Below are 13,239 nucleotides of genomic sequence, written 5' to 3'. Positions count from 1 at the left end.
CGGTTTTTGGCAGCCTAATTTTCCGCGCCTTTTTTTTTAACACACTGGCGGGTGCCCGATTGGATTGTTTTTAATGTACGGGGGCACCGGCCTTTCGCATGTCAGCTCGCGTCGAACTTTCGTGCTGCGAGTGAACGAACCACACCGGCCTGGCCTTCGACGACCAGACGGCGCAATGCGGGAGGGATGTCGCCTTCGAGGAATCGGTCTGCTGCCGCGACGGATTCTTCGGAGATCGACCACGCCGGGTAGAGCCCGATGACGACCGTCTGTGCCACCTCGCTCGAGCGTCGTTCCCACACCGCCGCGATGTCGGCGAAGTAGCGGGAGACGAAGGGCTCGAGCAGTTCGTCCTGGCCCTCGCGAGCGAACCCGCCGATGATCGATCGTGCGGTGATGTTCGGCACCGAGTCGTCGCCGACGACCTTCGCCCAGACCTCTTCCTTGACAGCGGCCTGCGGACGTCCGGCCGCGGCGGCCGCGGCTTGACGAGCGCCCGCAGCGGTCGGGTCGCGCTGGGCTTCGGCGTCGATGAAAGGCGTTGCGGTTCCTTCGGCGTCGATCTCGCCGGCAGCTGCGAGTGCTCCGACGATGCGCCAGCGCAGGTCGGTGTCGACGATCAGGCCGTCGAGCCCGACGGTGGACGGATCGGCGTCGAGCAATTCGCGCAAAACCTCCGTGTGCCACGGCGAGAGCGCAGCACCGGTGAGTGCGTTGACGAATGCCAGCTGATGGTCGGACCCGGCCTCTGCCTCACGTGCGAGTTCGAGCAACCGATTGGCGAAGCTAGTCCAGCCTTCGGCCTCGGCCCAGTCGGGATCGGCATAGGAACCGATGGCGGTTTGGGCTTGGAGCAAGAGGCGTTGCACGACACCGACTTCGGTCTCCGAACTGATTCCGCGTCCGACCAGTGCGACGAAGTCGCGTGCCTTCAGTTCGGCTTGGCGGGTCATTTCCCACGCCGCCGACCAGACCAGGGTGCGGGGGAGTGAGTCGGTGATGTCGCCGACCCGCTCGATCGCCGTCGCCAACGATTCGGGATCGAGTCGCACGGAGCCGTACGTCAGATCGTCGTCGTTGACCAACACGAGCGCACCGCGGGCAACGCCGACAAGTTCGGGAACAACCGTGCTTTCCGCAGCATCGAGGTCGAGTTCGACGCAATGGGTGCGCACCAGCTTGCCGTCGACGTCGTCGTAGATTCCGATGGCGATCCGGTGGATTCGACGCTCACCGGCGCCGGGGGCAGCACCGTCCTGCTGGACGGCGAAGCGGGTGAACTTTCCGTCCGCGTCGATGTCGAAGTCGGGTCGCAGGATGTTCAGGCCGGTGGTCTTGAGCCACTGCCGACCCCAGTCGGAAAGATCACGGCCCGAGGACTTTTCGAGTGAGCCCAGTAGATCGTCGAATGTTGCGTTTCCGAATGCGTGCTCACGGAAGTACTCCCGCAGTCCGGCGAGGAACGGCTCGAGCCCGACGTAGGCGACCAACTGTTTGAGGACGCTGGCGCCCTTGGCATAGGTGATGCCGTCGAAGTTGACCTCGACGGCGGCCAGGTCCGGAATGTCCGCGGCAATCGGGTGCGTCGACGGCAACTGGTCCTGGCGGTAGGCCCACGACTTCTCGACGTTGGCGAACGTCGTCCACGCGTTCGTGTACTCCGTGGCCTCGGTCTGGCACAGGACCGAAGCGAATGTTGCGAACGACTCGTTGAGCCACAGGTCGTCCCACCACGCCATCGTGACGAGGTCGCCGAACCACATGTGCGCCATCTCGTGCAGCACGGTTTCGGCGCGACGCTCGTACGAGTAGCGGGTCACCTTGGAGCGGAAGACGTAGTCCTCGAGGAAGGTCACGGCGCCGGCATTCTCCATCGCGCCCGCATTGAATTCGGGGACGAAGAGCTGGTCGTACTTGCCGAAGGCATAGGGAACACCGAAGTTGCGGTGGTAGAAGTCGAATCCCTGCTTGGTCTCGGTGAAGAGCCGCTCTTCGTCCATGAACTCGGCCAGCGAAGCGCGGCAGAAGATTCCGAGTGGAATGTCGCCGTGATCGTCGGAGTAGTTGTCGGTCCAGTGGGCGTAGGGTCCGGCGATGAGCGCCACCAGGTACGTGCTCATCTTCGGGGTGGTCCGGAAGACGTGCTTGCCGGGATCGGCGGCGAGGGTTTCGACGACCGCGGAGTTGGAGATGACTTTCCACGACGTGGGAGCGGTGACGCGGACGTCGAACGTCGCCTTCAGATCAGGCTGATCGAAGCACGCGAACATGCGCTTGGCGTCAGCTGTCTCGAACTGTGAATAGAGGTAGACGGCGTCATCGGTCGGGTCGACGAATCGGTGCAGTCCCTCGCCGGTGTGGGAGTAGATGCAATCGGCCTCGATGACCAACTCGTTGTCGGCAGCGAGGTCGGGCAGGCTGATGCCCGTCGACTCGTCGTAACCGGAGACGTCGAGTGCCGTTCCGTTGAGGACTGCGGAATGGACTCGGGCAGCGACGATGTCGATGAAGCTGCTTGCCCCGGCCGTAGCCGTGAACGTGACGGTGGTCTTCGAAGCGAACGTCTCTTCGCCGGGTGCGTCGTTGCCGTCGGTGAGATCGAGTTCGATCAGGTAGTTCTCGACGGTCAGGATTGCTGACCGTTGCGCTGCGGTTTCGCGTGTCAGGTTCGGTGCGACCACAAAGATCTCCTCGTTGATGGTGCGGATCTATTACGTCCATCCCATCACGAAGAGAAGAGCTTTACTCAAGCGGACACTTCTGCCAGCGGAATCTGCGGATCGGCCAACCGATCCGGATCGACGGGGCGCGAAGATGCGACCAGTTCCTTGATGGCGTCACCGGCATCCCAGATGTTCACGTTCATGCCGGCGAGTACCTTGTTCGCGGAATCGAGCCAGAACGCCAGGAACTCGCGCTTGTCCACGTCACCGCGAGAGACCACACGGGCATACGCGCCATGCGGTGCGTGACCCACGTATTCCATACCGAGGTCGTACTGATCGGTGAAGAAATACGGCATGCGCACGTACTCGGCGGGCCGCCCCAACATGGTGTCTGCGGCCGTCTCGGGTTGGTTGAGCGCGTTTGCCCAGTGCTCCACCCGAATTCGTGCATTCAGAATCGGATGCTGTGCGGCCGCGATGTCTCCCACCGCGACGACGTCGGCGTCGCTGCTCTGCAGACCGGCGTCGACGAGAACTCCGTTGTCGACGTCGATACCCGCCTCCGAGGCCAACTCGGTGTTGGGCAATGCGCCGACAGCGATCAACACGGCGTCGGCGGGAATCACGGTTCCATCGCTCAAGGTGACACCCGAGGCGCGTTCGCCGTCGACGGAGATTGCGCTGACGTCCGTGCCGGTGCGCAAGTCGACGCCGTTCTGGCGGTGCAACGCGGCGAAGACCTCACCCATTTCCGGGCCGAGCGTCGATTCGAGCGGGAGGCCGGCATGTTCGAGCACGGTGACGTCGACGTCGAAACCGCGAGCTGACGCGGCGATTTCGAGACCGATCCAGCCCGCACCGATCACGACGAGTTTCTTGTCGGCGGCCAGGGTGCGCAGCAGCGCAGCGGCTTGATCGACTGTTCGCACGTAGTGAACGCCCTCGGCGTCGGACCCCGGGATGTCGAGGCGCCGCGAACGTGAACCGGTGGCCAAGGCGAGCTTGTCGTAGCTGATCGTGGAACCGTCCGGAAGTGAGACGGTGTGTGCAGCGGTGTCGATCGCCGTTGCCGTGGTTCCCGGTCGAAGATCGACGCGATGGTCGCGGAACCACTCGCCGTCGTGGACGGTGAATTCGGGGAGTGTTTTCTTTCCCGCGAAGAACTCTTTCGACAGCGGTGGCCGCTCGTACGGAAGGTGGTCTTCCTCGCTCAAGACGGTGATTTCACCGTCGAAATCTCGCTCACGCAGGGCTTCTGCGATCTTTGCGCCCGCGAGCCCGCCGCCGACGATCACGAATCTCCGGTTGGTGCTCATTACTGAACCACTCCTTCGCACTCGTTTCTTTTCGACACTACTGCGATCGGAAGCCGGTTCGGGGGAAAGCGCGGGAAGGATTGCGGGTTCATGATTGTTGGCAAGACGGGAGTATGTCCCCGAACTGATATGACCTGACCGACATGAACTGATAGGGAGTTTCTTCGTGAGCGCAACCTCGAGCAAGACCACGGACACTGCTGACTTCTGGTTCGACCCGCTCTGCCCGTGGTGCTGGATCACCTCGCGCTGGATTCTCGAGGCCCAGCAGGTGCGCGACATCGAGGCCAAGTTCCACGTGATGAGTCTTGCGGTTCTCAACGAGGGCCGCGACCTGCCCGACGAGTACCGCGAGATGATGACCAAGGCCTGGGGACCGGTCCGCGTCGCCATCGCTGCAGCGCAGCTGAAGGGTGACGAGATCCTCCTGCCGTTGTACACGGCGATGGGCACGAAGATTCACAACGAGGGAAACAAGGACTTCGCCGACGTCATCAAGTCGTCTCTCGCCGAGGTGGGCCTGCCACCCGAACTGGCCGAGGCCGCCGACACCGACAAGTACGACGAGGCTCTGCGCGAGAGCCACCACAAGGGCATGGACGCCGTCGGACCCGACGTCGGAACTCCGACGATCCATGTCAACGGTGTGGCGTTCTTCGGTCCCGTGCTTTCGCGCATCCCGCGAGGCGAGGACGCAGGCAAGGTGTGGGACGGCGCAGTCGCGCTGGCCGGCTACCCCCACTTCTTCGAGCTCAAGCGGACCCGCACCGAGGATCCTCAGTTCGATTGAGCAGCAGTGAGCGCCGGATTTCGGTAGAGCTGACCGGGCCGGAAGAACAGATGACCTGAGTGCGTGCGGTTGCGAAGCGCAGCCGCACGCCAGGTCAGTACCGGGTGTGACGACAAGATGTTGACGAACCACGGAAAGAACCCGGATTCGAGTGTCGCGCGATCGGCGAGTTCGTCGAACCCGACCAGACCGACCAGATACTTGCCCGCGCCGAGGACGCCCATCGCGCCCGGAGCGCCCTGTGGGCGCATGTGAAAACCGAAATTGTCCGCCGTGTACTCCATGGAACGCGACAGCGAAGACCCGATCACCGGAATGTAGTTCGAGGCGAACTGCCCCCACTGACGCCAGTACGACGCATGTCCGGCAGCGATGTGACCGACCTCGTGGCCGATGATGAACGCGAGCGCGTCGGGCTGGCGTGCCTGCCCGCCGACTTCGAACAGGTCGCTGTAGACGACGACAAACCGGCGAAATCCGTGCCCCGACGCAAATGCATTGATCCGTCCGTTCCCCAGGACGACGTAGGCATCCGGCGGAGTTTTCATGCCGAACCGTGCGGCAGCCTCGGCAACCAGCTGGTACCCCTCCGGGAATTGCGAGGGCGTCATCTTGATTCCGTTGACCTGTTGCGTCCCGTACAGCTGACCTCGCGCGAGGAACAGCAGGATCGGAGCCGCGAGCACCACGAGGATCCACGTCGACAGATCACCCGCAGCGATCAGAACGATCGCCACCACATAGGTGACGACCGTCGTCAGAACTGCGAGCACGAGTAGCGGGATTTCCCACGGGTGGCGAACCGCGTCACTGCCCGGTGACACGCGAACGACGGGTGCAGCAGCCTGAGCGTTGACGGGGTACATGGGCACCACGATAGGTGCGCTCGCACGGCGATGCGCGCTCCTGAAAGTGTGACGTCGACCCGGGTGCGCCCGGCTGGTCGGGCCTGAGAGAATTGTCGCCATGCGCGTATACCTGGGTGCCGACCATGCCGGATTCGAACGTAAGAACGAGATCATCGAACACCTGAAAGCGAACGGCCACGAGGCCATCGACTGTGGTGCTCACGAGTACGACGCCGTGGACGACTACCCGGCCTTCTGCATCGAAGCCGCAAAGCGCGTCGTCGCCGACGAGGGCAGCCTGGGAATCGTCCTCGGTGGCAGTGGCAACGGCGAGCAGATCGCAGCGAACAAGGTTCCCGGCGCCCGGTGCGCCCTCGCCTGGAGCGTCGAAACGGCGAAGCTGGCCCGCGAGCACAACAACGCTCAGCTGATCGGCATCGGCGGACGTATGCATTCCCTCGAGGAATCACTTGCCATCGTCGACGCTTTCCTCGCCACCGCATGGTCGGGCGAAGAGCGTCACCAGCGTCGAATCGACATCCTGGCCGAGTACGAGAAGACCGGCGTCGCACCGGCTCTGCCGCAAGCCTGATCCGAAAGTTGTTCCGTGCCTGAAGGTCATACCCTGCACCGGCTGGCACGGTTGCATGCCCGCAAGTTCGTCGGTGCACCGGTCCGCGTCCTCAGTCCGCAAGGCAGATTCGCCGAGGACGCGCGCCTGGTGGACGGACACGTACTCACGTTCTCGGATGCCTGGGGAAAGCACCTCTGGCACACGTACGACAACGGATTGACAGTTCACGTACACCTCGGGTTGTACGGAAAGTTCACCGACGCCGCCCTACCGATGGAAGAACCGGTAGGCCAGGTCCGGATGCGAATGGTCGGTGCCGATTTCGGCACCGACCTTCGTGGTCCCACCGCCTGCGAAGTCCTGCTACCGCCACAGGTCGCCGCGATAGAAGCCAGGCTCGGGCCGGACCCACTGCGCCGCGACGCGGATCCGCAGAAGGCTTGGATGCGAATCTCCAAGTCCAAGACGGCAATCGGCGCCCTGCTGATGGACCAGGCGGTCCTCGCAGGTGTTGGCAACGTCTATCGCGCCGAGCTTCTCTTTCGTCACGGAATCAACCCTGAACGACCGGGGAATCTCGTCTCTCACGGCGAGTGGACCGCCATGTGGGCAGACCTTGTCGAATTGATGAAAGTCGGCGTCAGACGCGGGAAGATGCACGTCGTTCGCGCCGAGCACGACAACGGCGATCCGGCGTACGCAAAGGATCGTCCGCGGACCTACGTCTACAGAAGAGCAGGATCGCCGTGCCGCGTGTGCGGCACACCGATCCTGCATTCCGTCATGAAGGCGCGAAATCTGTTCTGGTGCCCGGTGTGTCAGGCTGGCTAGAACAGTCGAACGGTTAGAAGTCCATGCCGCCGAAGTCCATGCCCCCGCCGTCGCCGAACCCGCCGTCGCCGAACCCGCTGTCACCTGAGTCGTAGCCCTGGTTGCCAGGGTCGTACCCCTGGTCGCCTGAGTCGTAGCCTTGGTCGCCTTGGTCGGAGCCTTGGTCAGCATTCGGATCGTCACCCTGGGCGAAAGCTTCTGCGCCGTAAGGAACCCCGGCCATTCCGGAGAACATGGTCGAGAACAGCATCATCGAACCCAGACCCCAGGCGCCGGCGACGAGGGCAGGCTTCCACCAAGGCTCGGAGTACCAGCCGGCCGGGACCGGGCGACCTGCGACTCGTCCACCGGGGTAATAGTTGGGTGTGTGCGAAGACGGATTGGGTGATGCGGCGACCTTGCGGCCCTCGAATTCGACCTCACGGTCTTCGGTGACAGAACCCGCAGCCTTCTGTCCGTCGATGGAGGGAACTTCCGGCCCCGGATCCATGCCCATCGCCACCCGTGCCGCGCGGATGTAGTAAAGCCCTTCCAGGGCAGTCTGTTTCGCGAGACGAGCCTGAACCGGCGTTGCGGCCTGATCGATCTGCGAGCCTGCGGCGTTGTACCGTTCGCCTGCGTCGGCGAGGGCTTGGCGCGAGGCGTCGTCACTGCCGGTCAGGTTGTAGACCTGACCGCCGAGGCGTTCGATCGCCTGCCGGGCATCGGCTTTCGCATCGTCGAGTTGTGTTGCGCTGTGGCCGGAACCGCGTTGCTGGCTTTTCATGACCAGAAATACGACTACGGCCAGAACGACGAGTATGAGAAGAATCGTGGTCACGAGTGGCCTCCCGAGCAGAATCGATCCGGACAACTCCAGGATACGGACCCCGAGGGAGTGGTCTGGGTGCACAGAGTTCGAACGCAAAAAAAATCCGCACCGGCCAGGCCGATGCGGATTGTTGTGTGGAGTTTCCCTCCTGATGGAGGGGATGACGGGAATCGAACCCGCGTGATCAGTTTGGAAGACTGAGGCTCTACCATTGAGCTACATCCCCGTGCATACGACAACTCGGGATCGCCGTGTTCGTCGTCTGCGATACGAAACTGTACCCAATGCCCCACCGGATTTCATAATCGGGGGGTCGGGGAAGTCCGATACCGTCGTTCACCTGGGGAATTGCCGAATTGCTCGGCGAGTCGGGGCTTCTTACCGGCGGCGCAGCTTCCAGTCCGGGTGTCGTGATTGGTCAGTCGGGGACGGCCAGTCGAGGACTGTCAGGCAACGGCATCAGCGGGGCCGCGGGTCGGCTGCCATACTGACGGGGTCGGACAGGCGGGCCGTTTACAAATGACGGTCGGGTTCGTGAGAGAGTAGTGAGCGCGATAGGGTTGTGCGCGGTCACCGATGGTGGCTGCCTTTGTGGCCCGCTGTCTTTGTGGCCTCAGATGGCCGTATCGTGTGTTTCATGTGTTCGGTGTTTCATGTGATCGGAAACGGGATGTAGCGCAGCTTGGTAGCGCATCCGCTTTGGGAGCGGAGGGTCGCAGGTTCAAATCCTGTCATCCCGACAAGTACGTACATGGCACTTCACCTCCAGCTCTCACGGGAGTGAAGTGCCGCGCCAGACAGCAGTACCGAACATCCAGCAGTACCGATTCAACACAAGTTGTGAGCAAGACCAGACGAAGGAGCGAAGTTTCGTGAAGAGCACCGTCGAGCAGCTCAGCCCGACGCGAGTCCGTATCAACGTTGAGGTGCCCTTCGCGGAACTCAAGTCTGATTTCGACAAGGCCTACAAGGCCCTCGCGCAGCAGATTCGTCTCCCCGGCTTCCGTCCCGGCAAGGCTCCGGCCCGCCTCCTCGAAGCACGTGTCGGTCGTGGCGCTGTGCTCGAGCAGGTCGTCAACGACGCTCTGCCGTCGCGTTACTCCGAGGCTGTCACCAGCGCCGGCGTGAAGGCCATCGGCCAGCCCGAGATCGAGGTCACCAAGATCGAAGACGGCGAGCTCCTCGAGTTCACCGCCGAGGTCGACGTGCGCCCCGAGATCGAGCTCCCTGACTTCAGCTCCATCAACGTCGAGGTCGATCCGATCGAGATCACCGACGAAGCCATCGAAGAGCAGTTGCTTTCGCTGCGTCAGCGTTTCGGCACCCTCACCGGCGTCGACCGCGCGGTCGAGGACGGCGACTTCGTCTCCATCGATCTGTCGGCCACCGTCGACGGAGAGAACGTTGCCGAGGCAACCGCGAGCGGACTGTCGCACGAGGTCGGATCGGGCCAGCTCATCGAGGGCCTCGACGAAGCCATCATCGGCCTCAAGGCCGGCGAGTCCAAGGACTTCACGTCGACTCTGGTCGCAGGCGAGTACGCAGGCAAGGAAGCTGTTGTCACCGTGACCGTGCAGACGGTCAAGGAGCGCGAGCTTCCGGCTGAGGACGACGAGTTCGCTCAGCTCGCCAGCGAGTTCGACACCCTGGAAGAACTGCAGGCAGACCTCCGTGAGCGCGTCGCACGCGTCCGCAAGGTCGAGCAGGCCGGTCAGATCCGCGACAAGGTTCTCGAGCAGCTGCTCGAGACCGTCGAGGTTCCGTTGCCGGAGGCCGTCGTCAAGGCCGAGGTCGACGCTGCACTGCACGACGCCGTTCACGGTCTCGATCACGACGAAGAGGCACTGAACAAGCTCCTCGAAGAGCAGGGCAGCAGCCGCGAAGAGTTCGACAAGGATGCCCAGGAAGCCGCTGAGCGCTCCGTCAAGACGCAGCTCCTGCTCGACTCGATCGCCGATGCGGGCAACGTCACTGTCGGTCAGGACGAGCTCACCGAGCGCATCCTGTTCCAGGCGCAGCGTTACGGCATGGCTCCGGAGCAGTTCATCCAGCAGATCCAGCAGGCCAACCAGCTCGGCGCCGTCTTCGCAGACGTCCGTCGCGGCAAGGCTCTCGCGTCCGTCGTCGAGTCGGCCGGTGTCAAGGACACCTCCGGTGCCGTTGTCGACACCGCAGAGCTGTTCGGCAGCAGCGAAGACGAAATCGAAGCGGATGCGTCTGATTCCGCCGAGAGCGAAGACAAGTAAAAACGCAGGCGGACGGGTGTTTTCACCACGATCGACTGCACTGAGTTTTCCGCTTTGAGCGAAGTAGGGCGGCACCGGGACTCCGGTGCCGCCCTACTTCGTTACTGTCTGTGTCAGTAGAAGTGTTTCGCATAGACGATCCACCGCACAAGTAGATCCACATAGAAGGCAGGTACCGTGACTTCCAATCACCTGGAGACTTTGCAGAGTCCCGCCATGACTTCAGCGACCGCTGGGTTGAACCTCAGCGACTCGGTGTACGAGCGCTTGCTGCGAGAGCGCATCATTTTCCTCGGTACCCAGGTCGACGACGACATCGCCAACAAGCTGTGCGCACAGATCCTGCTGCTCTCGGCCGAGGACCCGACGCGAGACATCTCGCTCTACATCAACTCGCCCGGTGGATCCGTGACCGCCGGTATGGCAATCTTCGACACCATGCAGTTCGCCGAGTGCGACATCGCCACCTTCGGCATGGGCCTTGCGGCGTCGATGGGTCAGTTCCTCCTCTCGGCCGGCACCAAGGGCAAGCGTTACGCACTGCCTCACGCCCGCATCATGATGCACCAGCCGTCCGCCGGTATCGGTGGTTCCGCCAGCGACATCGCGATCATGGCTGAGCAGTTCAAGCACACCAAGCGCGAAATGGCCGAGCTGATCGCTCAGCACACCGGTCAGACGGTCGAGCAGATCACCGCGGACTCCGACCGTGACCGTTGGTTCACGGCGAAGGAAGCTCTCGAGTACGGCTTCGTCGACCACGTCGTCTCCCGTGCGAATCAGGCCGGCGGCACCGGCAACTGAGCCGGTTCGTCCATCCTTTCGCTGCCCAATTCATACTTTGGAGAACTGATGACCAATCTTTTCGGAGCTAACTCGCTGGGCGGCCAGGCGCCGTCAGGCCCCCAATCGCGCTACATCCTGCCCCAGTTCACGGAGCAGACCAGTTACGGCGTCAAGACGTCCGACCCGTACAACAAGCTGTTCGAGGAGCGCATCATCTTCCTCGGCTCGCAGGTCGACGACGTCTCCGCCAATGACCTCATGGCGCAGTTGCTGGTTCTCGAATCGCAGGATCCGGACCGCGACATCACCATGTACATCAACTCGCCCGGTGGTTCGTTCACCGCGCTGATGGCGATCTACGACACGATGCAGTACGTCCGTGCCGACATTTCCACCGTCTGCCTCGGTCAGGCTGCTTCGGCAGCTGCGGTGCTTCTCGCCGGTGGTACGCCGGGCAAGCGCTTCGCGCTCCCCAACTCGCGCATTCTGATCCACCAGCCGGCCACGGGCGGCATCCAGGGTCAGGTTTCCGATCTGGAGATCCAGGCTGCGGAGATCGAGCGTATGCGTCGACTCATGGAGAGCACGCTGTCGCTGCACACGGGCAAGGATCCGGAGACCATCCGCGTCGACACCGATCGCGACAAGATCCTCACGGCCGAGCAGGCCAAGGAGTACGGCATCATCGACGACGTGCTCGCTTACCGGAAGCTCAGCGCACAGAAGTAGTCGATTTCCGCCTCGTGTCGAGATCCGTATCCCGATTCCCGACACGAGGCGGACACGTCGAGAAGTGCCAGGTGGAAGGCTTGCCAGGCCGAAATCTCGGCACTTTTCTTTTTTATCCGCGGGCGAAACGCCGAGAACAAGTCGACCCCGTTCGGGATCTGCGGGTACCGTCACTTCACGGGCTGGTTCTCGACCGGCGTTCTGCGATTGTTCGACCAGATTTGTTCGATCAGTTTGTTGATCAGTTTGTCTGATCTGACAACTCTGATCTGACAACTACCGACGTACTGCGGAGCATCTCGACCGATCGAGTGGCGGCGAGCGCACGTACATGAAGGAAAGTAGGGACCTCACGAGATGGCACGCATCGGCGACGGCGGGGATCTGCTCAAGTGCTCTTTCTGCGGTAAGAGTCAGAAGCAGGTCAAAAAGCTCATTGCAGGACCCGGGGTGTACATCTGCGACGAGTGCATCGACCTCTGCAACGAGATCATCGAAGAGGAATTGGCCGAGTCGAGCGAGGTCAAGCTCGACGAGCTTCCCAAGCCTGCGGAGATCCGAGAATTCCTCGAGAACTACGTCATCGGTCAGGACTCCGCCAAGCGGACACTGGCAGTGGCCGTCTACAACCACTACAAGCGCATCCAGGCCGGCGACAAGGGCCGTGATGCGCGGGGTGAGACGGTTGAGCTCGCAAAATCCAACATCTTGATGCTCGGCCCCACCGGCTGCGGCAAGACGTACCTCGCTCAGACTCTCGCGAAGATGCTCAACGTCCCGTTCGCCATCGCCGACGCGACGGCGTTGACCGAGGCCGGCTATGTCGGTGAGGACGTCGAGAACATTCTGCTCAAGCTGATTCAGGCCGCGGACTACGACGTCAAGCGCGCCGAGACCGGAATCATCTACATCGACGAGGTCGACAAGATCGCGCGCAAGAGTGAGAACCCGTCGATCACGCGTGACGTGTCCGGTGAAGGTGTTCAGCAGGCGCTGCTGAAGATCCTCGAAGGTACGCAGGCGAGTGTCCCGCCGCAGGGTGGCCGTAAGCACCCGCACCAGGAATTCATCCAGATCGACACCACGAATGTGCTGTTCATCGTCGCGGGCGCTTTCGCAGGCCTCGAGCGGATCGTCTCCGATCGTGTCGGCAAGCGCGGTATCGGTTTCGGCGCCGAGGTTCGGTCGAAGGCAGAACTGGATACGGTCGATCGTTTTGCCGAGGTCATGCCGGAGGATTTGATCAAGTTCGGTCTGATCCCCGAGTTCATCGGCCGACTGCCGATGATCGCGTCGGTGACCAACCTCGACAAGGAATCCCTCGTTCAGATTTTGTCGGAGCCGAAGAACGCTCTCGTCAAGCAGTACCGTCGACTCTTCGACATGGACGGCGTCGAACTCGAGTTCACCGAAGAGGCGCTCGACGCGATCGCCGATCAGGCGATCTTGCGTGGAACCGGTGCTCGTGGCCTGCGCGCCATCATGGAAGAGGTTCTCCTTCCGGTGATGTACGACATCCCCAGCCGTGACGATGTCGAAAAGGTGGTTGTCACCGCGGAGACCGTCAACGACAACGTACTTCCGACCATCGTTCCGCGTAAGCCGGAACGTGGCGAGCGTCGCGACAAGACGGCGTAGAAAC

11 protein-coding genes and 2 tRNA genes are annotated in these 13,239 nt (G+C 62.4%); 8 read left to right on the top strand and 5 right to left on the bottom strand.

Annotation, left to right across the window (positions count from 1 at the left end):
* Nucleotides 1–101 precede the first annotated feature (101 nt).
* Together pepN and ACWF6P_RS31130 are read right to left on the bottom strand one after the other, a co-directional pair.
* Nucleotides 102–2,681: an aminopeptidase N gene (gene pepN, locus ACWF6P_RS31135; RefSeq protein WP_452623617.1), complete on the bottom strand. Its 2,580-nt coding sequence runs from the start codon at nt 2,679–2,681 to the stop codon at nt 102–104.
* Between the two features lie 65 nt (nt 2,682–2,746).
* A complete protein-coding gene (locus ACWF6P_RS31130) occupies nt 2,747–3,982 on the bottom strand; it encodes an NAD(P)/FAD-dependent oxidoreductase (protein WP_452623616.1) in 1,236 nt (411 codons plus the stop codon).
* A gap of 166 nt (nt 3,983–4,148) precedes the next feature.
* Here ACWF6P_RS31130 and ACWF6P_RS31125 point away from each other — a divergent pair, with 166 nt between their 5' ends.
* A complete protein-coding gene (locus tag ACWF6P_RS31125; protein ID WP_378537991.1) occupies nt 4,149–4,772 on the top strand; it encodes a DsbA family oxidoreductase in 624 nt (207 codons plus the stop codon).
* On the opposite strand, the gene ACWF6P_RS31120 is transcribed toward ACWF6P_RS31125, so the two are convergent.
* Nucleotides 4,760–5,638 (bottom strand): M48 family metallopeptidase, encoded by an 879-nt coding sequence (locus ACWF6P_RS31120; RefSeq protein ID WP_452623615.1) that lies wholly within the window; start codon nt 5,636–5,638, stop codon nt 4,760–4,762. The two genes, ACWF6P_RS31125 and ACWF6P_RS31120, sit on opposite strands and share 13 nt — an antisense overlap.
* A 100-nt stretch (nt 5,639–5,738) precedes the next feature.
* Between ACWF6P_RS31120 and ACWF6P_RS31115 the strand changes: the two genes are divergently transcribed.
* Both ACWF6P_RS31115 and ACWF6P_RS31110 read left to right on the top strand, forming a co-directional pair.
* On the top strand, nt 5,739–6,212 hold the full coding sequence (locus tag ACWF6P_RS31115; RefSeq protein ID WP_452623614.1) for a ribose-5-phosphate isomerase: 474 nt from the start codon (nt 5,739–5,741) through the stop codon (nt 6,210–6,212).
* Between the two features lie 15 nt (nt 6,213–6,227).
* The gene (locus tag ACWF6P_RS31110) at nt 6,228–7,025 is read left to right on the top strand and encodes an Fpg/Nei family DNA glycosylase (RefSeq protein ID WP_452623613.1); all 798 of its coding nucleotides are present in this window, start codon (nt 6,228–6,230) and stop codon (nt 7,023–7,025) included.
* 13 nt (nt 7,026–7,038) lie between these two features.
* Here the strand turns inward: ACWF6P_RS31110 and ACWF6P_RS31105 are convergent, their stop codons facing one another.
* Nucleotides 7,039–7,791, bottom strand: coding sequence for a DUF1542 domain-containing protein (locus ACWF6P_RS31105; RefSeq protein ID WP_452623618.1), 753 nt, complete (start codon nt 7,789–7,791; stop codon nt 7,039–7,041).
* Between the two features lie 197 nt (nt 7,792–7,988).
* Nucleotides 7,989–8,062 (bottom strand) — tRNA-Gly (locus ACWF6P_RS31100).
* A 440-nt stretch (nt 8,063–8,502) separates the two neighbouring features.
* Between ACWF6P_RS31100 and ACWF6P_RS31095 the strand changes: the two genes are divergently transcribed.
* The 5 genes from ACWF6P_RS31095 (at nt 8,503) to clpX (ending at nt 13,235) form a co-directional block, all read left to right on the top strand.
* A tRNA-Pro gene (locus ACWF6P_RS31095) sits at nt 8,503–8,576 on the top strand.
* 132 nt (nt 8,577–8,708) lie between these two features.
* The gene (tig, locus tag ACWF6P_RS31090; protein WP_452623612.1) at nt 8,709–10,082 is read left to right on the top strand and encodes a trigger factor; all 1,374 of its coding nucleotides are present in this window, start codon (nt 8,709–8,711) and stop codon (nt 10,080–10,082) included.
* Nucleotides 10,083–10,298: 216 nt separating this feature from the next.
* Nucleotides 10,299–10,886 (top strand): ATP-dependent Clp protease proteolytic subunit, encoded by a 588-nt coding sequence (locus tag ACWF6P_RS31085; protein ID WP_007730960.1) that lies wholly within the window; start codon nt 10,299–10,301, stop codon nt 10,884–10,886.
* Nucleotides 10,887–10,934: 48 nt separating this feature from the next.
* The gene (locus tag ACWF6P_RS31080; protein ID WP_003944539.1) at nt 10,935–11,597 is read left to right on the top strand and encodes an ATP-dependent Clp protease proteolytic subunit; all 663 of its coding nucleotides are present in this window, start codon (nt 10,935–10,937) and stop codon (nt 11,595–11,597) included.
* 357 nt (nt 11,598–11,954) lie between these two features.
* Complete coding sequence (gene clpX, locus ACWF6P_RS31075; protein ID WP_003944582.1) at nt 11,955–13,235, top strand: ATP-dependent Clp protease ATP-binding subunit ClpX; 1,281 nt, start codon at nt 11,955–11,957, stop codon at nt 13,233–13,235.
* The last annotated feature ends 4 nt before the right edge of the window (nt 13,236–13,239 follow it).

This window comes from Rhodococcus sp. NPDC055024, assembly GCF_053608585.1.
The sequence above is the reverse complement of the archived record's forward strand: the minus strand, read 5'-3'. Positions and strand labels throughout refer to the sequence as shown.